Source organism: Paenibacillus sp. FSL R5-0527, from assembly GCF_038008055.1.
GTDB classification, from domain to species: Bacteria; Bacillota; Bacilli; order Paenibacillales; family Paenibacillaceae; genus Fontibacillus; species Fontibacillus macerans.
The window spans coordinates 2787380-2813989 of the sequence record NZ_JBBOYI010000001.1 but is presented as its reverse complement, the minus strand read 5'-3'; the positions used below and the strand labels follow the sequence as shown (position 1 = coordinate 2813989).

16 protein-coding genes and 2 pseudogenes are annotated in these 26610 nt (G+C 44.1%); 2 read left to right on the top strand and 16 right to left on the bottom strand.

Going from position 1 to position 26610, the window contains the following annotated elements:
• The first annotated feature begins 90 nt into the window (after positions 1 to 90).
• Together yhbH and NYE69_RS12315 are read left to right on the top strand one after the other, a co-directional pair.
• The gene (gene yhbH / locus NYE69_RS12320) at positions 91 to 1251 is read left to right on the top strand and encodes a sporulation protein YhbH (protein ID WP_328271047.1); all 1161 of its coding nucleotides are present in this window, start codon (positions 91 to 93) and stop codon (positions 1249 to 1251) included.
• Complete coding sequence (locus NYE69_RS12315) at positions 1248 to 2699, top strand: SpoVR family protein (RefSeq protein ID WP_328271046.1); 1452 nt, start codon at positions 1248 to 1250, stop codon at positions 2697 to 2699. Before yhbH ends, NYE69_RS12315 begins: the two co-directional genes overlap by 4 nt.
• 391 nt (positions 2700 to 3090) lie before the next feature.
• Here NYE69_RS12315 and NYE69_RS12310 read toward each other — a convergent pair whose 3' ends face one another.
• From NYE69_RS12310 to NYE69_RS12235, 16 genes and pseudogenes are all read right to left on the bottom strand, one after another.
• Positions 3091 to 3630, bottom strand: a complete 540-nt coding sequence (locus NYE69_RS12310) for a pentapeptide repeat-containing protein (protein WP_340926403.1) — start codon at positions 3628 to 3630, stop codon at positions 3091 to 3093.
• 173 nt (positions 3631 to 3803) lie between these two features.
• The gene (locus tag NYE69_RS12305; protein WP_340926401.1) at positions 3804 to 4247 is read right to left on the bottom strand and encodes a hypothetical protein; all 444 of its coding nucleotides are present in this window, start codon (positions 4245 to 4247) and stop codon (positions 3804 to 3806) included.
• A 9-nt stretch (positions 4248 to 4256) separates the two neighbouring features.
• Positions 4257 to 6605, bottom strand: coding sequence for a peptidoglycan-binding protein (locus tag NYE69_RS12300; protein WP_340926400.1), 2349 nt, complete (start codon positions 6603 to 6605; stop codon positions 4257 to 4259).
• Positions 6589 to 7389, bottom strand: coding sequence for a hypothetical protein (locus tag NYE69_RS12295; protein WP_340926399.1), 801 nt, complete (start codon positions 7387 to 7389; stop codon positions 6589 to 6591). The genes NYE69_RS12300 and NYE69_RS12295 overlap by 17 nt, the downstream gene beginning before the upstream one ends.
• A 541-nt stretch (positions 7390 to 7930) precedes the next feature.
• Positions 7931 to 8602, bottom strand: a complete 672-nt coding sequence (locus NYE69_RS12290) for a YfjL-like protein (protein ID WP_328270524.1) — start codon at positions 8600 to 8602, stop codon at positions 7931 to 7933.
• A 311-nt stretch (positions 8603 to 8913) separates the two neighbouring features.
• A complete protein-coding gene (locus NYE69_RS12285) occupies positions 8914 to 9300 on the bottom strand; it encodes a DUF5071 domain-containing protein (RefSeq protein WP_328270523.1) in 387 nt (128 codons plus the stop codon).
• 423 nt (positions 9301 to 9723) lie between these two features.
• On the bottom strand, positions 9724 to 10173 hold the full coding sequence (locus tag NYE69_RS12280; protein WP_328270522.1) for a hypothetical protein: 450 nt from the start codon (positions 10171 to 10173) through the stop codon (positions 9724 to 9726).
• A gap of 671 nt (positions 10174 to 10844) precedes the next feature.
• Positions 10845 to 11248: pseudogene (locus NYE69_RS33690) on the bottom strand (RHS repeat-associated core domain-containing protein); the annotation flags it as partial.
• Between the two features lie 421 nt (positions 11249 to 11669).
• Complete coding sequence (locus tag NYE69_RS12270) at positions 11670 to 11984, bottom strand: hypothetical protein (RefSeq protein ID WP_328270520.1); 315 nt, start codon at positions 11982 to 11984, stop codon at positions 11670 to 11672.
• Positions 11985 to 12051: 67 nt separating this feature from the next.
• Positions 12052 to 12936 carry an RHS repeat-associated core domain-containing protein gene (locus tag NYE69_RS12265; protein WP_328270531.1) on the bottom strand — a complete coding sequence of 295 codons (885 nt, stop codon included), beginning with the start codon at positions 12934 to 12936 and terminating at the stop codon, positions 12052 to 12054.
• A 306-nt stretch (positions 12937 to 13242) separates the two neighbouring features.
• Complete coding sequence (locus tag NYE69_RS12260; protein WP_445744830.1) at positions 13243 to 13872, bottom strand: YfjL-like protein; 630 nt, start codon at positions 13870 to 13872, stop codon at positions 13243 to 13245.
• A 27-nt stretch (positions 13873 to 13899) separates the two neighbouring features.
• Positions 13900 to 14889 (bottom strand): annotated as a pseudogene (locus NYE69_RS12255) (RHS repeat-associated core domain-containing protein); the annotation flags it as partial.
• Between the two features lie 166 nt (positions 14890 to 15055).
• Positions 15056 to 15706, bottom strand: coding sequence for a YfjL-like protein (locus NYE69_RS12250; protein ID WP_328270518.1), 651 nt, complete (start codon positions 15704 to 15706; stop codon positions 15056 to 15058).
• Positions 15707 to 15781: 75 nt separating this feature from the next.
• Positions 15782 to 21436, bottom strand: a complete 5655-nt coding sequence (locus NYE69_RS12245) for an RHS repeat-associated core domain-containing protein (protein ID WP_340926398.1) — start codon at positions 21434 to 21436, stop codon at positions 15782 to 15784.
• Between the two features lie 17 nt (positions 21437 to 21453).
• Positions 21454 to 24087: an OmpL47-type beta-barrel domain-containing protein gene (locus NYE69_RS12240; RefSeq protein WP_328270516.1), complete on the bottom strand. Its 2634-nt coding sequence runs from the start codon at positions 24085 to 24087 to the stop codon at positions 21454 to 21456.
• A 522-nt stretch (positions 24088 to 24609) separates the two neighbouring features.
• Positions 24610 to 26505: a PrkA family serine protein kinase gene (locus NYE69_RS12235; protein WP_328270515.1), complete on the bottom strand. Its 1896-nt coding sequence runs from the start codon at positions 26503 to 26505 to the stop codon at positions 24610 to 24612.
• Positions 26506 to 26610: the final 105 nt, after the last annotated feature.

Here is a 26610-nt window from a genome sequence, read left to right as displayed (position 1 = left end):
CCCCCTCACATATCGCCTCACCCCGTGAATATACTTTATTTACATCCACTTCACAGCGCTGGCGTAATTCCACATATGGAGGTGTTCACCATGTCTTCGCCCGAACGGTACAATTTCGTCGTCTCCAAAGAGGATTGGTCGCTGCACCGCAAAGGCTATCAGGATCAGCAGCGCCACCAGGAGAAGGTGCGGGAAGTCATCCGGCAAAATCTCCCCGATCTCGTAACCGAGGAAAACATCATTATGTCCGACGGAAAGCAGATCATTAAGGTACCCCTCCGCAATTTGGAGGAATACCGGTTTATCCATAACTATCAGAAGCAAAAGCATGTCGGCCAGGGCGACGGAAGCAGCGAGGTCGGCGACGTGCTTGGCCAGGACAGTCCCAAAGATAACGGAAAAGGCGGCAAAGCCGGCGATCGGCCGGGGATCGACTACGTGGAGGCGGACATCAGCATCGAGGAACTGGAGGATATGCTGTTTGAGGAGCTGGAGCTGCCGTTCATTCAGGAAAAAGACAAAGACGAATTGGAGACCGAATCTTACCGTTTCAACGATATACGCAAAAAAGGCCTCATGTCCAACATCGACAAAAAGCGGACGATCCTGGAAAATCTCCGCCGCAACGCGACGGCCGGCACGCCGGGCATCCACGGCATCACGCCCGACGATCTGCGCTACAAAACGTGGGAGGAAGTCGTCATTCCCCACTCCAACGCCGTCATCATCGCTATGATGGATACGTCGGGCAGTATGGGCGCGTTCGAAAAATATTGCGCGCGCAGTTTTTTCTTCTGGATGACCCGCTTTTTGCGGCGGCAATATGAAAAGGTGGAAATCGTGTTTCTCGCCCATCATACGGAGGCCAAAGAAGTCAGCGAGGAGGAGTTTTTCACCCGCGGCGAAAGCGGCGGCACGATCTGCTCGTCCGTGTACCAAAAAGCGCTGGAAATCATCGATTCCCGCTACTCCCCGTCCAGCTACAACATCTACCCGTTCCATTTCTCGGACGGCGACAACCTGACGAGCGACAACGAACGCTGCATCAAGCTGATCATGGAGCTTATGAAGCGCTGCAATCTGTTCGGCTACGGCGAGGTCAACCAGTACAACCGCGGCAGCACCCTGATGTCCGCTTACCGCAACATCAAGCAGGAGAAGTTCATGTATTACGTCATCAAGGAAAAAGGCGAGGTGTGGGGCGCGCTGAAGCGGTTTTTCCACAAGAGCGAAGGGGGTGCGGCCAGTTGAAAAGCGAACATGAGCAGCTCGAATACGCGATCGCGGAAATTATGGAAGTCGCCGACTCCTTTGGCCTTGATTATTATCCGATGCGCTACGAAATCTGTCCCGCCGACATCATTTATACGTTTGGCGCCTATGGCATGCCTACCCGCTTTTCGCACTGGAGCTTCGGCAAAACGTTCAACAAGATGAAAATGCAATACGACTTCGGGCTCAGCAAAATCTACGAGCTCGTCATCAACTCGAACCCGTGCTACGCCTTTCTGCTGGAAGGCAACTCCCTGATCCAAAACAAGCTGATCGTCGCGCATGTGCTGGCGCATTGCGATTTTTTCAAAAACAACGTCCGCTTCTCCGCCACCAACCGGGATATGGTAGAAAGCATGTCCGCCACCGCCGAGCGGATCAGCCGCTACGAACTGATCTACGGCGCGGGTACGGTGGAAAGCTTCCTCGATGACGTGCTGGCCATCCAAGAGCATGTCGACCCGCAGCTGATCAAGCCGAAACGGTACGACAAACGCCGGCAGATGGAAGAGAAGCTGCGGCTGGCCAAAGAAGGGCGGCAGGGGCGGATCAAGCCGAAGGAATACGACGACCTGTGGGAACTTGATGTGCTCGCGAACAAACGCGAAGCCGCAGCCGCAGCCAAAACCAAAGCCAAAGAGTCCTCTTTCCCCCCCGAGCCGGAGAAGGACATCGTGTGGTTCATCCAGGAATACTCGGAAACGCTGGAGGACTGGCAGCGGGATATCATGAGCATGCTGCGCGAGGAAATGCTGTACTTCTGGCCGCAGATGGAGACGAAGATCATGAACGAAGGCTGGGCCTCCTATTGGCACCAGCGCATTATCCGCGAGCTCGACCTGACCAGCGACGAAACGATCGAATTCGCCAAGCTGAACGCCTCGGTCGTGCAGCCCTCGCAGCAAAGCCTGAACCCGTATTATCTCGGGCTGAAAATCTTCGAGGATATCGAACGCCGCTGGGACAATCCGACGAAAGAGGAACAGGAGCGCTTCGGCCGCGAACCCGGACAGGGCCGGGAAAAGATTTTCGAAGTACGCGAGCTCGACTCCGATATCTCCTTCCTGCGCAGCTATTTGACCAAGGACCTGGTGCGCGACCTCGACCTGTACATTTTCGAGAAGCAGGGCCCGGAATGGAAAATCACCGACAAAACGTGGGAACACATCCGCGATCAACTGGTCGCAACCCGCGTCAACGGCGGCTCCCCGTACATCGTCGTCCAGGACGGCGACTACCTCCGCTCCGGCGAACTGCTGCTCAAACATCAATATGAAGGCCTCGAGCTCGACCTGAAATACTTGGAGCATACGCTCCCCCACGTCTACCGTTTATGGGGCCGCCCCGTCCACCTGGAAACCGTGGTCGAAGACAAACGCGCGCTGTTCTCCTACGACGGGCAAAAACATCTGCGGAAGATGCTGTAAGGGAAGCGTAAGCCGTGTGCCGAAATAGGTGCCGGACCACAAGACCCAAGATCAGCTGGCCGATCCTTTCGTATGGAGCGGACGGTTCGGCCCTCGGGTCTCGGGGTCTCTGGGTATCCGGGTCTCTAGATCTCCGGATCTCCGGATTTCCGGGTCCCCGGTCTTTCGCTAACGGTTGTAATCGCGCCTAATTAGCCGAAAAGACGGAGTTTTAATTTCTAACGGTTGTAATCGTGCCTATTTAGGCGAAAAAGGCTTGAATCCGCAGAAAAAGCCAAAATAGGCGCTGCCACAACCGTTAGAATTAATTTCCTCGGCATTTTGCCGAAATAACAGCGCTGACAACCGTTAGAATGGCGGCTGGACTGAGGGAGCTGCGCCTTTCTGGCCGTCAAGCGCCGTTTTTTGTTTTGCGCCTCTCGTGTATTAGAGCATTTGTTAAGTCAACATTAGAAAACTTTGCGTAGCTTAAATTTACTCTTCGAAATGATGCTCGCCTCAAGTCAGATCCAGATATATTAACAAAGCTAAGGTCTGTACCATCAAAAGACGCTTTTATACCTACACAAATTCTTATATTTGAATGTTTTAGGGATGCGTAATCAAATACTATTTTACTCAGTATACATTCCGAGAGATTCGTTTCTTCGAATGATATACTAAAAAAATAGCAATCACTCATATCATTATTAGTCAAAAACGAATTGTTCATATTTGACTCTTCAATCTCTGAACAACTCAAATTCATCCATGTAAGCTTCAGTTGTATTAATTCTTCTTTCACAATTTCTAATTTCTCTCCAATATGACCCTCCGAATCTGCCAATTTATGATGTTTTAAAAACATACTATCATCGCAGCCGAGCATCCAGCCGACAAAGAGATACAGCAAGAAGCCGCGCAGAGGGAAGATCATCAAGATCAAATCCATGTCCTGACATTCTCCCGCCGTATCAGGGCTCATCTAATGGAAAACGATTCATGGATTTTCCCTCCCTACTGTGACGGCGACGGCATTTAGTTCTTGTTATACTCTCCATTTTCTCCATAAGAGATACTGCCGTTGTAATTGCATTAATACGTTCTTTACAATTTGCTGTTACATTATTCAACATTTTCTAGCTGATATAGCTTTATAGCTTCATTTCCATTTGACTTAATCGCAATTTTATTCCTATTTTCTAGTATTTTTATTTTCCTTGGAATAGCAAGTTCACCCGTTCTCTTCATTTCACTTCTTAGTTCTTCTTCCTCAAAATCATTAAAAGAATAGTACAAACTCTCATCTTTTTCCCAGTCTATATTATGATAGTCTAACACCTCTTCGTTTCTTAGTGCATACGTATATACTTTTCCATCGTCACCCCAATAGTAAAATCGTTTACATTCCTCACAGTACCAAATTGCAATTTGAGTTAGATCAGTAAATTCTCCTTCAAAATTTTTAATAAGTTGTTTTTTTTCAGTTGCCTTATAAGTCCAAAAAACTACATTATTAGGTACAATTGTATCCGACAGAGTTACTCCGCACTTGCATGTCTTTCTCATGATATCCTCCTACTTAATGACATCCCCATCTGATGTCCATATTTCAATAGTTTTGTTTGGGAATTTCTCCTTAATTTTATTTGCAATATTACTCGCTTGCTCAAAAGTAATACTCTGACCATTTGAAGAAACATCCAAAACCAAAGAATCTGCGTTTTTACCTGCAGGTAACGGTGTGAAACTCTCTCTAGCGTATTTAAATGCCTTACTTTCAATACTTTCAAGCGTATCAGTAAGCAAACCTTTGAATTCCACCTTAACTTCATCAACTACAAAATCAGCTACCTTTTCCTTTGCGTTTTCGGGAATTCTATAGACATTCTTTCCGTTCCCCATGTATTTATCGATTGCCAACCATTCTTCTCGAGTTAAGCCATCCAATTCCCCTGATATTTTACCCGTCCACTTAGAAATATCAACTCTACCATCATTAATTGCTGAAATTACTGCACTTCGCTGTTCAGCATTAAGATATTTAAATTCATCCAAGTTCAAAATTTTCTTTTGAATAAACGTGGAAGAGTTCATTTCATTTTGAATCACTTTAGTGATGTTCTCTTCTGTTACACCTACAGCTTGCAATTTTTTAGCACGAACCATATTCTGTGGTGTATTTAACCCTAAATTCTCCAGTGTATTGAAAAGATTACTCGTCCCCTCAGCCATCTTACTAGGTACCGGCGTCTCCAAGTTTCCTTGCGTTGCCGGCACCTCATCCACTTCCGAACGCTTCAGCCACCCGTTCAGCTTTTGTCCCGCTGTACTCTTGAGCGCGCCGGAAATGAGCTTAAACGCATAGGTGAAGGTCACGTCCCCGGCTCCGGCCATAGCGGTATCCAGAGCGATATTTTGGGCGCGGCCTATGAGGTTTTGGTCGCCGTCATTCTTGAAGTCGGTTACCGCGTCAGATGCTTCGGTGGCCGTGCCGAAGATCGCTCCCGCCGTCATGGATCTGACCACCGTCGGCGATAGCTTGGAGAGGGCCGCCGGTGTTTTCACTGCCTTCACATATTTAAAGGGCAAAAAGAACCCGGCTACATTTCCGGCAGCTTCGCCAACTCCTTTGCCGTACGGATCATCCAGCGGATTTACGTATCCTTCCGGCTCCGGTCCCATAATCCATTCGGCAAGCAGCTCCGGCAATCCTGCCGAGGCCGTGTTGATTGCGTTCACCACAGCATTTGACCCGCCGACCATTAGGTTCGCGAAAAAAGGATTGCCGATGCCGCTTTGTTTTTGCCGCATCTCGTTTTCTTCTTTTTTCTCAAGCTCTTTCAGCTCGTTATAGATCCTGTCTTGTTCTTCCTTGGTCAAATCTGCCCAATAGGTCTGCTTCAGCCGCTCCTGAACTTCCGGATCATCGCGGTTTAGCACATCGTCCAGCGAATAGCTTCGCGGATCTACCGACGTGATATAGTATTGCGGCTCGCTCTTGGCCTTCTCAACAGGTTCCACTTTCGGAATGTTAAACAGCGCCTGCCAGGTTACCGGCCCAATTACGCCCTCCAGCCCGTCTTGATCCTTCTCGTAAACCTCCCGGAACCCTTCCAACGCGCGTAAGGTAGCTTCATCAAAATAGCCGTTCGCCTCGACCTCAAACCCCAGCTCTTGCAACCGCAACTGCGCCATTTTCAACGGCTCGGAATAGGTCTGATCGTGCATTTGCACCGTCAGCAGCCCGCTCAACGTCCCGAACAAAGTCCGCCACACATTTTCATCCACGATCCCTTGCCGATCGCCGGTATTGTCCAGGCCGTATTTTTCTTTGTACCGATTAACTGCTGCCAGCGTGGCCGAGTCAAAATAACCGTTCGCTTCCAGCTCATATCCCAGCTCGTGCAATCTTTCCTGCAGTTTGAGCACTTCATCACTCTTATGCTCCGGGTCCAGGGTCAGTTCTTTCGTAAGCGGCTCCACCGTGATAGGGAGGTAAACCGCCGCCCGGGAGAATAAGGAAAACGCCGAAAACGGAGAAGGAAGGACGGTCGTTTTATTCCCTGAAGTCGTGGGGAGCGCGGCAAATTTATTTAAGGTAACCGGAAGTTTTAACTGCTTCGCCTTCAAAAAGGACTCCTGCTCCTGGCGAGTATACTCGTTCGCCGCCCAGCGCAGCGTTTTCTCTTTCGTGCGCAATTCGTCGCCGATCTCCCGGGACAGCTGCCTAATCCGCTCCATCCGCCGCTCCACCTCAGATATTGCGGAGCGGACTCCCGACTCGGAATAAGCCAAGCTTGTTCTACTGGTTAACTCCGATACTCTTTTCAGCGTAACTGTGACTTGATCTCCGAACTGTTGCTCCAACCGGCGTACTTCGTCTGCGAGCCCGTTAATGCGGGCCGGATCAACCTTCAGTTCCAAGACGTTCCCCTCCCTTCGCCAACATGCTTGGGAACGCAAAAAGTTGTTCAAGGGCGGAAAGCGGTTTGCGCCGAAACAAGAGGACCTGATCCCGCTCCGGCATCATCCCCAGCATCCAGGTTCCTTTTTCTGTTCGCGCACAGGTAAAGAGCGCTTCGGCCTCCTCTCCAGAAGCCAAGTGGCACCCCGCAATGACCCGGCAATCGGACTGTGGCCCAAAGGCTTCCGCTAAGTCTTCCGAGGTCTGACGATCTAACCCAAGCTTTTGCCAAAGAACCGTTGCCGCTCCTTGTTCTCCCGCACCTGCAAGCGCCAGAGCATAATTGACCTCCGTCGCGGGTAGACGGTAAGACGCCTCCTGCTCACAATCGCTAAGCAAAAACTGCTCCCAGAGCATGGCAATCGCTTCTTCCCGCCCGGTGCAAAGCTGGACCTCGCAAGTCTCTTCCCCAGTTAAGCGCGTGAACATCCCCGCCCGGCAATGGATAAATTCCATGGAGACTGTCCCGTTTTTTTCCGCCAAGCAAGCAAACACCTGGTCCGGGAACGACAAAATTTCCGCAATCGCGGCATAATCACGCTTTATGTATAGTTGATCCTCATCTTCTTCCGTCAAAATATGTTTGCTCTTCAGCCGGCCGGACACGATCTCCCATCGTTGGCGGGCCTCCTGCAAATCAAGGCCATCCAGCACATTTTCCAAACCGAACAAGGTAGTGGCTCCGGAAAGAAAGCATAGGTAAAACCATTCATCTTGCGACAGCACATAGTTTGTCCTATTCATTCCGTACTCCTGGACATTTAGATATTTTATGGAAAAAACACTTCAATACATTCTATCAACCCGCCGCCGGCCTCACAATTCCTTAGTTGGCATAATATCCCACAAATGATCCGTTTCACCTATATAAATGAACAAAAAGTCCGAAACGGCTTGGAGCCGCCCCGGACACATTTATGAGGATAGTTTACTAAGGGAAACGTAGGAGACTCGTCCCCTGCACCCCATCGCTCACCACGTGGCTGTCCCAGCAAAGGAATCCAATCACCAGTCAAGTGTGGCCTTGACTGGTTTACGGTGAGCGGTCAACATGGCCATCAAATCTTGGACACTAGAAACCATTATAGTACGCTGCCGCTTCCTATTGCACTTTTGCAATGCTTCCTCGATTGGAATCATTTTTTTATTGGCATGAATAGCTGTATTTGCTTGGCTTCGTTCTCTTCCGCCTACTAAATGAACGGGTGCATAGTGCACGGGGTGCAGGACTCGTAAAAAACAAGACCACATGCAGTTGTCACACTCGCATGTGGTGAATAAAAAACTACTTTAGCTTGTTTGTCAGTGAATTAAGATCAGTAACCTCTTTTAAATCCATACCACTCAGATAATACGACTCATTATTTGTTTGATTATCTAACATAAAACTAATATTCGATAATCTGTAGTCCTTCTCCTTAAGAAATGAAACGATTTCAAATATTGTATTCATAATTTGCTCTTGCTTGTCATCATTTACACTAATCCATAGTCTTAATTCAGGCATATCTTTTCCCTTGATTTCTTTCTTTATTTCATGATAATTAGGCGGATATATTCCGTTAATTTCTGATCGATCTTGTGATGGATCAGACCTCAATTGAAACGATACGCTTGATACTTGGTGAAATTGCTGTTTAATCTCATTTTTAACTTCATATTCCCAGTAGGACATATAATAATTGTCCGATAACTTCTGATTGTACTTATTTACTCGAAACTGAATTTGAGGATTCTTCTTTAAATGGGCTACCGCATAGTACCTGTACTTGAAATATGATGAATTGTCAAAGTCATACTCTATCGACTCAATTTTCATCTCATCACCGTACTTATCTTGCAAGTATCTTGATGATTCTTTCCTCATGTTTTCTTTTCCCCATGGCGTTCCATTAAATATGCTATAAGTAAAGATCAATGCAGTAAAAACCACAAGTCCTATGATCCAATATTTCACTTCATCACTCCTTAGTAGCAGGATAGATATTCAATCTCTATCCTGCTACACGTTTCTAATCCAATAGTAGCTTTCCTATGTTAATATTCTTCAAAAATATATCAAATCGTTCGGATATGATTGTACAACCCCCCTATTTTAGTGCCATTTCATTAAAAATTGCCGTTTTAATTGAAAAGCAGGCCAATTTATGAGGCCTGCTTTAAATTTTAGTAAATAATTTCATATTATATCGTTGAGTATTTTTAGAAATCCGTGTGATTTTTTTATTGACCAGGTGAATCTACTCTTTATAAACTTTCACTCGAAACTCAATCCATACTGTTTAATATCTCTTTGGCCAAATTATCTATTTCCTCTTCTATATCTTCGTTGCTTGGATTATTTGAAAGTCTCATAAGTTCATCTTTTAAACGAACCTTATTCATAGTCGTAAAGTTTCTAACCAAGTTTGACAGTATACAATATTTCCATAGACTATCATTTGAATTCACAATCTCTTTAATGTGAGGTATTAACTCACCCTCCATTGGCATCAACAATTTACTGAGTTCCGAAGCAACAGGCCAATTTATGTCCTGTAGCCATTCGATAAGATCAGGAATTAGTGGAATTAACTCATTAGAACTTAAAGTCTTCAGATGCACTACACCTTCTAAATCCATTTTATCTTTAGGTAAATATCCCCTTGAACTCATACATTTTCCTCCTCTACAACAACTTTTATCATTTATTAATATTTGATAGTTATATTTTGTAAAATTAATGTTAAGTAGTAGGGTTTATTATTGGCATTTTCCCTTGATGCCATCCAAAGTAGATGCTTAGAGAAATTTCTGATACCGCTCCACCTACAAATCCTGCACACTGACTATCATAAAAGAGTTCTAAGTTGCACGTTCTTTTCCATTTTATACATTAAAATATAAAGGCGGAGATTTTCGTGTCACCCTTACTGATCTGCATTACCTCTTCAGAGGTAAACTTCATTTTCAAATCTCCTCTTGCGTTGTCTCCTGTGGAGGTAATTCGATGCTAGGGATTGTTTTCCTTTTTTAACCATAAAAAGTCCCCTGCTTAGGGTACAGGGGACATGAGTAGTAACACGTTACTGACACTATTCAAACAAATAGAGGCTTAAGCCAGATTGCCTTTATCTTCCCTTCATTAAGAGTCGCCAAAGTATTATTAGCAAACTCAACTGTAATATCATCTAGTGATACATTGTTATCACCGATACATATCCAACCTGATGATTCATCATAGCTTGTAAGCCATTGTTCAGTCTCATCTAAACTTTTTGAAAAACCCGCTTGGATTGTTTCTTCAAGATATAGTTCACCAGTGGAGTAAGATGGGACTTTCAACTCTTTCTGAACCCAAACAGTATAAGGATTATAACCCCAGACTTGCTGTGCTAGCATCGTCTCAGAATCAATACCCAAGTGTAAATAACTTATCATAACAGTAATATCGGCAGGCTTTGCAGGACTAAAATCAAATGAATATTCGCTTTTTTCATAAGTTAACTGCCCTTGTTTTTTAATACCATTAAGGTTTGCTATAAACATTAGCACCCTCCCCTCCATTATTTAGCCACGAAGTTGAAGTGTACGATAGTATTGGAATCCAGATCTATAACCAGTTGCCATTTTCCAGTACTTCCCCTGAATGTTCCTACAACATCCCATCTCAGTCCATTTTTCAAAGAGGCATCTCTAACAGGGGTTCCTGCATTCATTATTTCTCGAGTTAGCAATGTTGTCCCATTTGAGTCAATGTATGGTCTTGATAAGTCTCCTTTGTTGGGACCCTTTTTAATTATATCATTCATATGGTTTTGAACAGTTTTACTCATTTTTAAATTTTCAGCATTGGGGATGTTAACATTTGTCGACCTCTTATCCCCCCCAATCAACCCTTTAACCCAATTAGCCCCTTTTGAAACCCCGGCCTTCACTCCATTATAAGCAGAAGGAATTTCCGATACCGCTCCACCTACAAACCCTAAACACTGACTATCATAAGCACAACCGATAGCAGCATCCGATATCCCTGTCTTGTCTCCCTTAATATAAAAGGCACCTTCTGGATACCACTTACCTTTAGCTACTCCTGCATCAAAAACCATTCGTCCAAAATTAGTTCCGTTTTCGTCAGGAATGTAGTCTTGTCCGCTTCCACTGCCGCTACATTTTCCTGGGTGAGAATAATATTTTCCGCTAACTGTTGCTGTGCACCAATTTCCTGTAGGGTCAGAATAAATTAATGGATTGTTCTCTACATACGTGTACATATTTAAACTTAATGGATTTTTTAAGTTTCCCTCATACGAATCCTCATTTATAAATCGACCGACCGACGGATCATACCAGCGGGCTCTCAGGTACTGTAACTCAACCTCATCATCCCACAGCTCACCGGAGTAACGGAATGGATTATGGACTTTCTCCTGTTCAGAAATGATATTTCCCATATATCATATTGATACTGGTTCAACAACGTCCCTGCCGAATCTCTCAGCTCGATAAATCCCCGTGTCCATTATATAACGGATAGGCTTGGGTTTTGATCTGCATATTCTACGGCTTCCAGCTTCAGTCCTCTTGTGTAATTCGCGACTAAATGGGGATTTCCGTTTTCTACTTTAAATACGACGAAATCTAGGAATTTAGAAGGCCATAATATGAACAACTTTTAGGAATTAGATATGCTTTTTCAAGCATGTTTACGTACGATGTTTTTTAAAATATTTCATGTAGTGCTAAAAAAAGTAAATTCACTTATACTCTTAGTTCATTTTGGGATCATTAGTAGCCGTCGCCGCTCCAAAAAGAAAAAAACCACAAGCATTATCCGCCTGTGGCTTTAATCAGAAAACTATTTAATAAGACTAGAAATAAATAACGATAATCCACATATTAATGTGACTACCACCGAGATGCCCCAAATTAGCAGCACTACCTTAATATTCTTAATTCGATTGATAATATACGACAAGAGCATTAATGGGATGCTAAAATAAAGAATTGTCTTGAATAGTAGAACAAATTGCATATTTCCTCCCTTATTTCTTGATGGAATCCTGAGCACCATAAACATTTACTCCATCTACACCAATCAACAATGTACCGGAAGTGATTTTAGCAGTATCTATTACGGTTTGAGTTACTAATACATTGCCTTTAGTATAGGTACTAATCGTTACCATTTTCCCGCTTTGACTAACTGTTGTATACGTTTTCGCTCCATCTTTTACAAGTTTTATACCGTACCCAAACTTTGAAACAGTCGTAACCTCACTTGGAAGTTTACTTATCCCACTACCAAGAGTAAATAAGCCTATTCCTATTTGAGTGCCATTATAAAAATCGCTTCCCAAACCATCACCAAGTAATTCCTTATAAATTTTTCATGAAATTCCATTCATCACCTGCTTTCGATCCATTTCACCCGTTCTTTATCCTTGACGCACCACCTGACACATTGCTTACTCCATCAACAGCAATATATCCACCAACAGCAATCAAGACACCAGTTTCCGAGCCTGCGACAGCTATTGATCCACCTGCCCATGCCTCTGTTGCTCCCCCAACTAATTGTGCAAGTCCAAGAGCAATCTCTGACCAATCCGCGTTAATTGCTTTATTATAAGTGTCGACAGCAAAATCCTTTGTTGCGTTCCACGCTTTCTTACAATAGCTTTTCCCTAACCATTCAGTAAAACAATGACCTGACGGGTCAGTGTAACGCAATGGATTGTTGGCGGTGTACGTGTACAGGTTAAGAGTTAACGGATTGTCAATCTGCCCCTCATACGAATCCTCATTTATAAATCTCCCTATGGACGGATCATACCAGCGGGCTCTCAGGTACTGTAACTCAACCTCGTCATCCCACAACTCCCCGGAATAACGGAATGGATTATGGACTTTCTCCTGTTCGGAAATGATATTTCCCCATATATCATATTGATACTGGTTCAGTAACGTCCCTGCCGAATCTCTCAGTTCTATTAAATCTCCATGTCCATTATATAACGGATAGGCTTGGGTTTGATCTGCATATTCTATAGCTTCCAGCTTCAGTCCTCTTGTGTAATTTGCGACCAAATGGGGCTTTCCGTTTTCTACGGTTGCTTCGGCTATAATTTGTTCACTGTTGCTGTCATAATAATAACGGGTTTGTACTCCGCCTTGAATTCTTTCAACCAGCAGACCGTCTCCATTATATCGGTATTCGACGGTTTGGCCATTCACACTCACCTTAGTTAAACGATTTTGATCATCATAGCTGTATTCTCTTGGTTTCGTCTTTAATTCTTGGTCCGTCATCAAGGTAAGACGGTTGCCCCGAGAGTCATAGGTTATCCCTTGAGTTGCGGCAATCTTTCTTGCCTTCCCAATCGACTCGGGGTAGAAATATGTCGCGATTATTGCATTTGCATATTCACTTTTTAGAAAATCCAGGATAAGCCGAAGATACGGTATTTAGAGCATAACTTGGCAGTATCTATTAATTTCGAGGTTTGTTCGAGAGCGGATTATCTATAATAGGGTATTCGCACTGGGGGGGAGGCAACACCTGAGACGACAAAAAGAAACCACATGGAGTTGTTAACTCGCATGTGGTTATACGATTCATCGAATACTAAACCTCTTAATATCGTTTTCACTTTCAATTTTCTCTAATTCATCAGGTGGTATTCTAATAGAAATCTTACCATCTTTTGAATCGAAGTAAGTTTCTGCATAATATTTTTTCATTTTCATCCATTTGATAATCTCCAGAATCTGACTATATGCTTGATTATCTGAAAATGTTGCAGTAATAGATATCGTTGCATTTGATGCTACTTGTCTGCTTACACTTGCATAACTAGGAATATTATCAACGTTATCAATTATCTGTTTTCCATTAATAAAAATGTCTACAATTACATCAACTTTTGATTCGACAACTTCTTCCGCTTTTTCTGTAGTATTTAGTTCTATTTCGTTCATCCAAACGGCAGAAATGTAGTTGTCATCAAGTTTTCTATAATTGTTTTCATATACTAAAAATACGATTCCTGAATCAGCCAGAACTGTTGCCGAAAAGTCTCCCTCCTTAAATGAATAATCAACCGATTTGATTTTCCAATTCATGTTATTATACGTTTCTATCAAATAAGCCTCAACTTCTTTTCTGAATTTGATTCTTTCTAGGGGATTTCCCATTGTGACGGCTATGGCTAAAAAAATGATTACAACGACTAATACTAGTAAGATACTTTTTTTAAGAATTTCGCTTCGCCTCTATTCGGGATTTCTGCCTAACAATAAATCAATTCTATACATGTTGAAATTAGCAAAATGAATTTTACTCTTTAACCATCCCATATTTTCATACCAAGAGTATTTCTGTAACAATTGTTTTCTGTAATCCTTGATTGTATAAGCATTATTATAAAATATGTTTCTAATTTCTTTTGCCGCATTATTGGGAATTTGGTCACCTGTCGTTTCATCACTCCATATTCCATTAAAAAATTTGGCCGCACTTGTACCATTGTACAAAGTTCCAAGTGATAGTACCTGCGTTGTGATATCCAAACAACTTGAACCAATAAGTGCATAATCTTTGTTTTTCCCCCTAAGCGGGTGGTCTTTAGCAAGGCTTAAGGCTTTATCTACACTCGAATTAAAATCCCCCATAATATAAGTTGAAGAAGCATATCCTCCATCCCCAACTTTACCAAAACCCGCCAAACCTTTATTTTGTCCCCACTCATTCAATTTATCTATTGAAGTTAACGCATTTGCATCGTCCACAAGAACAGTTTGAACATTCTTATCTCCCCAATAAAAATAGTACCATTGACTATCTGAGTTCTCTATTAAAGCTGAAATATGCCCCAATCTGAAAGCTAAATCGGGGTTCGTTAGTACAATTGCATCGTGACCAGATGGGTCAACTTTCATCAACGGGTTGTTCTCTACATACGTATAAAGATTTAAACTCAACAGATTCGTCAGTTCCCCTTCATACGAATCCTCATTAATAAATCGACCGACCGAAGGATCATACCAGCGGGCTCTCAGGTATTGTAACTCCACCTCATCATCCCACAGCTCACTGGAATAACGGAATGGATTATGGACTTTCTCCTGTTCTGAAATGATATTTCCCCATATATCATATTGATACTGGTTCAGTAACGTCCCTGCTGAATCTCTCAGCTCTATTAAATCCCCATGGCCATTATATAACGGATATGCTTTGGTTTGATCTGCATATTCTATGACTTCCAGCCTAACTCAATTAGGGCTATAATCTGATTTTCTGAATATGCTTGGCTTCGTTCTCTCCCCCCTTGAAAAAGCGGTGAATGGTGTGCGAAAAAAGCGGTGTTACTGAACGAAAAAAGAAGCCACATGGAGTTTATTCTCGCATGTGGCTTTTGAAAAAGGCTCAATCAACCATAAATTTAACCAGATCTTCTTCCGATTTTACTTTTTCAAGTTCATTATAAGGGATTAAAATGTATAGCTGCTTTTCCTTAGTCATAAATGACACCTCGGCAAAATACTTTTTCTTAATAAGCCAATGAACTATTTCAAAACACTTTGAAAGAATAGTATCTTTCGGTAAATCAGCAATAAAAGCTATGGTAGTGTGTGAAGCAAATTCGCCACTGACTTCAGAATACGAAGGAACCTTATTTAATATTTTTAGTTCCTCCTTAGGCGCCAACTGAATATCAACAATTACTTCTACACTTGAACCCATAACCTCGACTGCTCTTTCGGTTGCTGAACGTCTTATTTCATCCATCCATATGGAGTAAACAAGGGTGTCAATCTTTTTCCCATCATAATCTTCATAAACAATAAAATGAATACCTGTATCCGTCTGCGCTGATGCCAAAAATTTATTTTGTTTAAAATCATAATCAACAGACGTTACCCTTAATTTTAAATCAGGGTAGGCGGCCTTAAGATAGTCTCTGGCTTCGTTCTTGAATGTGTATCTGTCGAGAGGATTCCCCGTTGTTAAAGTTATGACAATAAAAACTGCTACCACAGATACTAATGTAAATAAAATTTTCCGAAGTATATCCATGAACCTCCTTATGGCTTTCTTCCAAGTAGCAAATTTATTCTATACATATTGAAATTAGCCATATTTATTTTGCTGCTAAACCAACCCGAATCTTGAAGCTGATGTCCCATTGTATAGTGTAGCCAGAGACAATACTTGTACCGTGATATCCAAACAACTTGAACCAATTACCCAATAATCCTCATTTTTACCACTGAACGGATGTGAATCTGCTAGAGACTTGGCTTTTTCAACACTTTTATTAAAGTCTCCCATAATGTAGGTGGAGGAAGTGTACCCACTTTTGCCAAATCCAGCAAGCCCTTTCTCTCTGCCCCACTCATTAAGTTTATCGATTGATGATAATACATCTGAATCGTCAATCAGTACTGCTTGAACATTCTGATTTCCCCAATAAAAATAGTACCATTCCCTTTGTGAATTTTCTATTAATGCCGAAGTATGTCCCATTCCGAATGCCAAATCTGGATTTGTTAATATTACCGCATCATGACCAGAAGGATCGACATACTTGAACGGGTTATTCTCTACATACGTATACAAATTCAAACTTAGCGGATCAGTAAGCTGCCCCTCATACGTATCCTCATTTATAAATCTCCCTATGGACGGATCATACCAGCGGGCTCTCAGGTACTGTAACTCAACCTCGTCATCCCATAGCTCACCAGAATAACGGAATGGATTATGGACTTTCTCCTGTTCGGAAATGATATTTCCCCATATATCATACTGATACTGGTTCAGTAACGTCCCTGCTGAATCTCTCAACTCTATTAAATCCCCGTGTCCATTATATAACGGATAGGCTTTGGTTTGATCTGCATATTCTATAGCTTCCAGCTTCAGTCCTCTTGTGTAATTTGCGACCAAATTGGGCTTTCCGTTTTCTACGGTTGCTTCAGCTATTATTTGTTCACTGTTGCTGTCATAATAATAGCGCGTGTGTACTCCGCCTTGAATTCTTTCAACCAGCAGACCGTCTCCATTATATCGGTATTCAACGGTTTGACCATTCAAACTTACCTTAGTTAAACGATTTTGATCATCATAGCTGTATTCTCTTGGTTTCGTCTTTAATTCTTGGTCCGTCATCAAGGTAAGACGGTTGCCTCGAGGGTCATAGGTGTAAGTCTCGTTGTTTTCTGTCGAGGTGCTTATTCGATTTAGCTCATCATACGTAAATGAATCATTAATTCCGTTTTGCAGGCGCTCTCTGATATTTTTATTATCATCATAAACATACTCGAAATGATGGGTAACATTTTCTGCCAGCACATGGTTTAACTCCGTCAATTTCGCGCCTGAATACCGATTTTGAGTTTCGTAACCATTGCCTGAAACTGCGCCTTGAACCAGTCCATTTTTATAATACTGATACGTTGTGTCCGGTTGCTTTTCTACACTTCCTACCGTTTTCACTTGGTTCAAGTTGTCGTAAGTATAGAATGTTTCGGCTCCAAATGGCCCTACCATATGTGTTCGATTATTTCCTGCATCATATTGATTGGCAAGGGTTAATCCATCCGGGTAAGTCATCGTCTTCAACTGTTCCGTGTACTTATCGTACTCGTAAGTAGTTGTTCCGGTTCCATCCGTCATCGACAGACGTTTACCGGCTGCATCATAGGTATAACTTACCGTTTCACTGGTGCTTTTCCGTGTTTTCAAACGGTTGCGGCCGTCATATTCAAAAACCGTCGAGTTCCCGTTTCGATCTACCACACGAATTACATTTCCACTAGGATCAAAATACTGTTTTTCGGACTGGCCGGCTTCGTCTTTGGTCTGAATAACACGTCCAAGCTCATCGTAACTCTTCGATTTAACATGGCCATCAGGATATGTGATTTGAATCAAATTCCCAAGCATATCATAGTCATACTTGGTGATGTCTCCGTTAGGATCTGTAACCGAAATAACTTTGCCTGATGAATTATACTTGTAAGAAGTGGTGTTATTCAGAGCATCATAATCTTTTAGAACCTGGTCGTTGACCCGATCGTATTCAAACTTTGCCACAACCGTACTTTTATCTTGATTACCCGGCTGTTCTTCCGTTGTCTCAATTCTATTCCACTTATCATAAGTGTTAATTTGCTTATTGCCTTCTCCATCAGCTTGTATTACTTGGCGAAGAGCATCGTTGTAAGTCGTTGTGGCCGTTGAACCATCCGGATAAGTTGTTGAAGTAAGACGATCCAAACCATCATAGGCATATCTAGTAAGGTTTCCTAATGCATCTTCACTCGACACAAGGCGGCCATTGTGATCGTAAGCCGATTTTGTTTTAACCTGATACTCTGTGCCATTATACAAGCCCGTCTCAATGTTCCAGCCCAAAGCATTCCAACGTGTCTTAGACTTCACGCCCAATTCATTCGTTACGGTTACCGTATTTTCCTGATCATCATAAGACGCGCCTATGTTGTTTCCATCGGGATAGGTTACCTTAATCACACGTCCAAGCGCATCGTATTCATAAGTGGTTACATGGCCATTTCCGTCCGTTGCAGCAGTGACTAGCCCTGTAATTTTGTTATAACTGGTTTTTTTCGTGATTGTTGAAATATCGCCATCCGCGTTCGTCACTTGTACACTTTGCAAAGTAGGAAATGCATTACCATACTGGCTGCTGTACTCGCTTAGAGTAGTAACCGTTTTATCGCCATTAGTAATGATTTGCTTGGTGACATTCCCGTACGAGTCTCTATCCGCATACTCCACCTTCTGAAGTAATTTACCGCTTGCATTGTTCTCGCGAACAGTAGTTTGAACAATATCTCCTTGCCCATTTCGTACAAATTCAACATAGCCATTGGTGTTGGAGTCAAGAGGTTCTAACGCTGTTTTAACGAGACGATTGGTATCGTACGTATAGTACGATTTTGCGCCCCGATCATCCGTTGATTCCGTAACATTTCCGTAGTCGTCGTACACCGCGCTTGAAGTATATACATCTGAATTTTGATTATTACTCGATGTGGTAACCGTTGGAACTGGCGCCGAATACGCTCTTCCCTCTACCTGTTTATCATACTGATAGCTGGTTACCTTCTCGATTTCCCCTGCTTGAACAACGGCCTGTTCCAAGTAATATTGTGAACCGACATTATAACCGACATATTTCTTATTGTATTTATAAGTCGAATTCGTTAATCCATTATTTATAAGGGTTGAAAAGCTTGTATTGCCCTCATAAGCCGCCGCCATGTCGGAAGTATAGTGTATCGTTTCGCGATTAAACTCCTCAACTAGGTCATTACTATAAATAATTTGATCCACTCGCGAGACGGCGCGGTAAGCCTCGTTAACAGAATTCGCACCAATATAGCGCCGTACCGGTTGGCCATCGTAGGTGTAGACGGTGGCAGCTCCGGTAGGATGGTACACTTTGGTCAGAAGCGCGTATGGATTCGACAATTGTCTTCCTGGCTCTGAGGCGTTTAGATTAAATTTAGCAGGAGCCAAAGTATATGAATACGTCGTTTTCCTTCCGGCTGCATCTGTTACCGAATCGAGAAGTTCAACTCCTTGCTCCGTATGCTTTTTATAAACAACTGTCTCATTTCCTTTAACAACTGTAACCTCAGTCGCGGAGTACGAAATTTCTATTGTGTTCCCAATGGCATCCTCAATTTTGCTCAACAATTTACGATTATAGGTGGCATTTTGTTCATAGTAAAAGTGAATAAAGTTGTTGTAGGCATCCGAAATCTGCAGTAATCTGCCGTCTTTTGAAAAATAGTATTTAGGCTGGGCATCCGTTGACTTTAGTACGTAAGCTGACACCTCACCATTTACGTTTACGCTTTCGTCCGCTGCAAAGGTAAGTCCCTTCCAATCATAATTTTTGAGTTGGTCTCCCTCAATTTCATAACTTCCACCCTCAGGAAGATGAATATATTGTTTATCATCTTTGGTTTCTACATATGGGAGATTCCAGGCCCACCCTTTGCCTAATGGAAAAAGCTGCTCATTTAAGGGCGTATTAGTCGTATTCTGATAGATAAATTTGGGTTGATATTCAACGGTTACTGCACCAATAACGGGATGAGCGCCTTCTGCAATATAATAACGATAGTTAGGTTCGGCGCCTTCTTCCGAGCCGGTAATCTCCAAACCGGGATTGCTAGCGATAATCTCTTTCCATGCTTCAGCTTCTTCCAGTGTAGAGTACAGCTGTGTCTGTTTCAGAACCTTACTTCCATTTCCTTCAGACTCAAGCTTATCGATCCATGGCAGGCCGTCGGCAGTATATGCGTACCTTATCCTTCCTCCCTGCCCATTGTCGACCCAAGCATCGTAGCCGGTGTCACTGGTGTATCCGGGTTTGGTAACAGTTCCCCTATAGTTCAGCCCCCAAACTCTAGTGTCTGGAGTTCCCTTTGAATAGACCATGCCACTATAGTCGACAGAAGCTGCTGCAGTACAATAGGTGTTCCGTCTGCTATAATCTGGGGAAGGGCAAGTGGAAAAAGCCGTTTGACCGAATTTGGTAATTGTTCCGCTATATAGACCGTCATTGTATGTCATATATGGCTCACTACAATTATCTGTTACATAGAACGGAGACCAGAATCCAGTGCCATTATACATTCCATCTCGGCGATAGGTGCACCTCGTGGAAACCATCTTAAAATCTGGTGGGGTATACGATCCTGAAATTACTATTGCCTGTCCTCTAGGCTCAAGACTTCCAACAAAGCCATCTTGATTATAACGAATAGATTGTGGAAACAACTCCAGTTTGCTGGCTGTGATGTAATCAGTTACTATCTTAGATTCTGCAGGAACCGTGTACGTTATCTTTTGACTTGCCGCCTGATTTGCCTCTTCCAATGTCGAATAGGTTCCTACAACTTTGGTTGTGGCAGGGAGATCATATGTATTGCGGTCAACTACCCCGTCTCCATTGGTATCTTCCTGGATCCATTTTTTCTCGTTATAGCTCACCTTATATTGTCTTATGATAGGCTTCTCAATGACATTAAATTCGACGTAGTAATTTTGCTTTGCTTCGCTTACATCAATTAATGTAGCTCCCATGCCATAAAATTGGGCATCGTTGGAATTATATTGCCGAGTAAGTGAAAATCCAAGACCATTTCTCCCCGGTAACGACATATCTGAATTTTGGACATGCAAGTTACCCGAAAGAGTGGAAATGCTTTCTTTTTCATTTCCCACGGAGTAAGGAGCGTCGTTAAATGAAGTTTTATCGTAAACCGGAGCTTCTTCTGTTATTGGGGGGAGTACAGGTATATCGGCCACTCTATTTAAGGAATTCGCTGTAGCCTTACTAATAGAGTACACATCTTCTGTAACAGAACTACGGTCCTCTGTTTTATTCGCATCGACGTCATCCGTGACATCAAAAACTACGATACCGTCTAAAGGCGATGTATTTAACCGATTATAAACATTACTCGTAACGGTTTCTGATTTATTTAATTCCTTAGGAAACAATTCCGCCAAGGCTTCTTCATAAGTTTTACTCGACTGTTCTGCATGAAAAAGTGCAGTATAAATCTGATTTATAGAGTATCCTTTTTGCAGCTCGTTCTGGATAAATGAAGCAGACATTCCAAAGCGGGAAGCGATTTGTTCGTATGTACCCGTTTTCTCGGAAGCGCTCGCGATGTTAGGGATATAGGCACTCATTGTATTGAAAAAAAGGAGTAGCAGCAGGAATATAGCAATATTACGCGTACCCAGTTTTCTCTTCATCGACCTTTTCTCCAATCTTAAGGATTGACCAGTGTAATAATTTGTATGAGATTCCCGTTCTTGTCATATTGGTAATCGAATATCACTTTGCCGTTCGACTCGATATAGTCCAGTCTTCCAGCGGCATCATACTTGTAGTTATAGTTTTTAGACACGCCTTTAGTGACCGTATTGCTCGGACCGGAATAATTTCCGGCGGCATCCTTGGCCTTCACGGTAAACGCATAGCTGGTTTGCGGATCCAAGTTTGTGATTTCATAAGCGAGTTCTCTTGTCTCACCAATGAGCTGACCGTCAATATAGATTTCGTAGCTGACCCCGCCTTCATCATCGGTAGAAGCCTTCCAGGACAGTTTGATGCTGGTTGGCGTTACATTTGTGCCGACTAGGTTGGCAGGAGTAGACGGGCTGTTTTGATCATCTGGCACATCCGGCATCACTTGGATAGCATTCAATCGGTTCAGCAGAAGTTTTTGATCGGTATCCTTTAAATCACTAATGAGGGTGCGGGCCGCATTGATATCCGACTGAAGCCTCGATGCCTCAGCTTTTTCAACTGCTTGGATGGCTTCGGCCAGTGTTTTCTGGTATAAATTCGCATCAATTACCGCTACCGCTTCAATGGATACATTCCCGACCCGATCTATCGTTCTTGCATAGACGATGACCGCATCCTGACGGTTAACGGTAAATGGAGCCGCATACGCTGTCCAGGTGCCCTGATCCCCGATTTTGTACTCCGTCCGGCTCACTCCGCTAAGTGTATCCGTTCCCGGCGTTACCGTGATATTGGCTCCTGATCCGCTCGGATTCAATATGCTTTCAATCACCGGTTCCGTCGGAGCTGTCGTATCTATTCTTGGTTCAGCCAAGACTTCTTCACTAAAGTTACCTGCTGCATCAACAACCCTCGCATACACCTTTATGCCTTCATCTCCAACGGTGATGGGAGACTGGTAATCAGCCCATGCGCCGGTATCCCCGACTTTATACTGAGCCTTGTAGGAGATGCTTCCGGTTGAGTTGTTTGGATTGTTGATTGTCGCGATAACATTTTGGCTCGTCCAGTCCACAGGACTTAAGGTGATAGCTGGCTTTACCGGCTTGGTCCGAATAATTTTAGCCACTGCGGTTGCTTCTTCGCTCACATTCCCTGCTTTGTCCATGGTACGGGCATAGATGGTCGTTACCCCTTCATTGGTCACTGAAAAGGGCGCCGTATAATCGGTCCATGCTCCTGAGCTATCAATCCGATACTGTGATTTCAGCACGCCACTCAGGGCATCCTGCCCGCTGGTTACGGTGACCGAAACATTTTTGGACGTATATCCGGTCTCACTCAATGTAATGGAAGGCTGCGCCGGGGGTGTGCAGTCAATATTTCCGTTGGATTGAGCAACCTCGCCCGCATTACCGGCATTATCTATCGTTCTGGCGTAAACGACGAGGTTCTCTTGGTTTACGGTTACCGGATCGGTGTAATCGGTCCATGCCCCACTATCTCCGAGCTTGTATTGACTTCGGTTTACTCCGCTTCCTCCATTATCTGTTCCGTGTTGGAGCGTAAAAGTTTTACCGCTGCTGGTCCAGTTCCCATCCATGCTAATTGTTGGCAGGTTGGGCGCAAGTTTATCAATGTAGACCACACCTGTACTTTCTGGACCCACATTACCAGCATTGTCTATCGTTCGGCCATGGACGACACTCTGACCATTAGCGGATATGTTGAACGTCCCCGTATAGGTTTGCCATCCTATATTAGTTGCTCCTGTCACGGCGATTTCACTTCTCGATACGCCGGACTGGCTGTCCGCCCCGTGGCTGCTGATGCCTACCATGACGTCCGTATTACTCCAATCCGATCGGCTAATGTATACGGCTGGTTCAGTTGGGCCTGTTTGGTCTATGTACGCACTGGAAGTGCTCACCCCGCTGACATTGCCCGCTGCATCTACCGCCCTGGCACTAATCGTGGTCTGTCCGGGGTTGGTAATCGTTATCGGGTTGTTATATACCGTCCACCCCGAATTATGAGCTCCTTGAAGGCTGTACTCATAACTGGCAACTCCCGTGTTGTCCGTACTCCCACCGATCGAAACAGAGACGTTGCCTTGGGTATATCCCGGTGGGTTAACAGATATTGTAGGATTAGTAGGAGGGCTTACATCTCTATAGTAGATAACCATAGTGATGGTATCTATAAGATTAGGTTCATAGGTGCTAAAGTGAGTTAGAATGTTTTCTGTGACAGAAAAGTCATTGTTATTGGAGAACAAAAAGGAAGCAGAACCGCCCCTATTATCCCCATATACAATATTTTTTCTCCTCATAATATTAGTGTCACCAGACTTTACTGCTCTAACATCAATAGTACCAATATCTGTTTTATTGTAGTGATATATAAGATATGTGGTATAAGTCCAAGAGAGATCTATTCTGTAATTCCCCAGTTCACTTCTGGGGATATTTGTTGGATAATGCAAGTACACATTATCTTCGTAGTACATTAGTCTTTGAGTTTTGCTATAAATCGGTTTCCACTCACCTGCTGCCTCTGCTTTATTGCTTGTAATATATAATGAAACTGATAATATCCAAAATACTGCGATGAGCATAAGGCAAACTTGTCTGTTTATTCTTTTGCTAGTCATACTGCTCCCCTTTCTAATCAAGACTCTATAAAGTTGTAATCTTGTTCCATCTCCTACATGCATGCTTCCAATGTAATATCCAAAGACCTGCTTCTTTAGATTCACTTATGATTCACTCCCGCCCTCCCATCCTCCTAATTTCACAAAATCCAAATAGTATTATCATTCCATTTTTGGCTTTTGCATATAGCGAAACATGTCGACACCTGGTTTGGATACATGATGTTACTAATTTTGTCGTTTTTTATGCTAGAAAGATTTGTGTGAAGACGATTCGCCGATCCGTATAAAATAATTACAACTAAAAAATGGACAGAGCTCAGACGACCTTGTCCGAAATCTCTATCCATCAGTTATTTTGCGCTAAGCCGCCTAACCTCGGGAGTTATAATTGAAAATTAGTACTCTATGAAGTTTCAGGGCTTCAGAACTAAGTAAAAAAATCCCTGCCTCGATATTCTTCAGAAATATCAAAGCAGGGAGTTCATCTTACCATGGATGTTACCGGCAGAGCATGTTCATTTAACGGTTCAACAAGCTTCCCACATAGCGCAGCAGCTCGTTGGCGCACACCGGGCAATACCCGTGCTCGTCGATCAGCCGTTTGCTGACCTCGTTGATCCGCTTTAACTGATTTTCGTCCGGCGTTTTGGTCGACGTCGTAATTTTCACGATATCCTTGAGATCGGCGAACAGCTTCTTTTCGATCGCCTCGCGCAGCCGGTCGTGATGGTTGTATTCGAATTTTTTCCCTTTGCGCGAGTAGGCGGAAATGCGGATCAGGATTTCTTCCCGGAACGCTTTTTTGGCGTTTTCCGAGATGCCGATCTGCTCTTCGATGGAACGCATCAAGCGCTCATCGGGGTCCAGCTCCTCATCCGTCAGCGGATCGCGGATTTTGGTCCAGTTGCAGAACGCTTCGATGTTGTCGAGGTAGTTCTCAAACAGCGTGCGCGCCGATTCTTCGAACGAATACACAAACGCTTTTTGCACTTCCTTTTTGGCCAGTTCGTCGTATTCCTTCCGGGCGATGCCAATAAAGTTCAAATAGCGTTCGCGCTCCTCCTTCGTGATGGAAGCATGCTGGTCGAGGCCGTCCTTGATCGCCCGCAAAATATCGAGCGCCCCCATGCAGTGCAGGTCCTGCTTGATCAGCGCGCTGGAAATCCGGTTGATCACGTAGCGCGGATCGACGCCGGACATCCCTTCCTCCAAGTATTCGTTTTGCAGCTCCTTCAAATCGGCGTCCTTGTAGCCTTCCACTTCCTCGCCGTCGTACAGGCGCATTTTTTTCACCAGATCGACGCCCTGCTTTTTCGTCTCCTTGAGCCGGGTCAAGATGGAAAAAATCGCCGCCGACCTTAGCGCGTGCGGGGCAATGTGAATGTGGCTCATATCGCTTTGGCCGATCAGCTTCGCGTAAATTTTCTCCTCCTGGGACACCTTGAGATTGTACGGAATCGGCATCACGATCATCCGCGACTGCAGCGCCTCGTTTTTCTTATTGGCGATAAACGATTTGTATTCCGCTTCGTTCGTATGGGCGATAATCAGCTCATCCGCGCTGATCAGCGCAAACCGGCCGGCCTTAAAGTTGCCCTCCTGGGTCAATGACAGCAGGTTCCACAGAAACTTTTCGTCGCACTTCAGCATTTCCTGAAATTCCATCAGCCCGCGGTTGGCTTTGTTCAACTCGCCGTCAAACCGGTATGCCCGGGGATCGGACTCCGATCCGTATTCGGTAATCGTCGAGAAGTCGATGCTTCCCGTCAAATCGGCGATGTCCTGCGACTTTGGGTCGGAAGGGCTGAACGTGCCGATGCCGATCCGCTCGTCCTCGGAGAGCAGCACCCGCTCTACCCTGACGTTTTCAATGTCGCCGCCGTACTCCGTTTTGAGCTTCAACTGGCAGACCGGGCATAAGTTGCCTTCGATCCGGACGCCCAGTGCCTTCTCTACCTCGGGCCTTAGCTCATGCGGAACAAGATGGAGCGGGTCCTCATGCATCGGGCAGCCGGCAATGGCGTATACGGCCCCTTTTTCCGTCCGTGAAAATTTCTCCAGCCCCCGTTTCAGCAGCGTCACCAGCGTCGATTTGCCGCCGCTGACCGGGCCCATCAGAAGCAGAATCCGCTTCCGGACGTCCAGCCGGCGGGCGGCGGAGTGAAAATATTCCTCGACCAGCTTTTCAATCGCCCGGTCCAGCCCAAAGATTTCCTGCTCGAAAAATTTATACCTTTTCCGGCCGTCAACTTCCTCTATCCCATAAGACTTGATCATCTCATAAACTCGGGCATGGGCGGTCATCGCCGGCGAAGAGTCCTTGGCCAAAAGTTCGATATATTGTTTAAATGTGCCGCTCCACGACAAAGAGTCGCTTTCCGCCCGGTAAGCCGCTATACGTTCAAAAATGTCCATGTTAGGTACCTCCTGTATCCCGCTTGGGGGTTCTCCCGCGTCCCCGGCCTTGGCCTTTGTATCTGAAGCTGAGTTTAAATGGAGCTTCCACGTTAAAAAGTGTAT

Bases quoted from the DNA above. Each gene is read 5' to 3' on its own strand.
- yhbH (WP_328271047.1), top strand. From the start codon at position 91: ATGTCTTCGCCCGAACGGTACAATTTCGTCGTCTCCAAAGAGGATTGG.
- NYE69_RS12310 (WP_340926403.1), bottom strand. From the start codon at position 3,630: ATGGATTTGATCTTGATGATCTTCCCTCTGCGCGGCTTCTTGCTGTAT.
- NYE69_RS12305 (WP_340926401.1), bottom strand. From the start codon at position 4,247: ATGAGAAAGACATGCAAGTGCGGAGTAACTCTGTCGGATACAATTGTA.
- NYE69_RS12295 (WP_340926399.1), bottom strand. From the start codon at position 7,389: ATGAATAGGACAAACTATGTGCTGTCGCAAGATGAATGGTTTTACCTA.
- NYE69_RS12285 (WP_328270523.1), bottom strand. From the start codon at position 9,300: ATGAGTTCAAGGGGATATTTACCTAAAGATAAAATGGATTTAGAAGGT.
- NYE69_RS12280 (WP_328270522.1), bottom strand. From the start codon at position 10,173: ATGTTTATAGCAAACCTTAATGGTATTAAAAAACAAGGGCAGTTAACT.
- NYE69_RS12265 (WP_328270531.1), bottom strand. From the start codon at position 12,936: ATGACGGACCAAGAATTAAAGACGAAACCAAGAGAATACAGCTATGAT.
- NYE69_RS12250 (WP_328270518.1), bottom strand. From the start codon at position 15,706: ATGGATATACTTCGGAAAATTTTATTTACATTAGTATCTGTGGTAGCA.
- NYE69_RS12245 (WP_340926398.1), bottom strand. From the start codon at position 21,436: ATGAAGAGAAAACTGGGTACGCGTAATATTGCTATATTCCTGCTGCTA.
- NYE69_RS12240 (WP_328270516.1), bottom strand. From the start codon at position 24,087: ATGACTAGCAAAAGAATAAACAGACAAGTTTGCCTTATGCTCATCGCA.
- NYE69_RS12235 (WP_328270515.1), bottom strand. From the start codon at position 26,505: ATGGACATTTTTGAACGTATAGCGGCTTACCGGGCGGAAAGCGACTCT.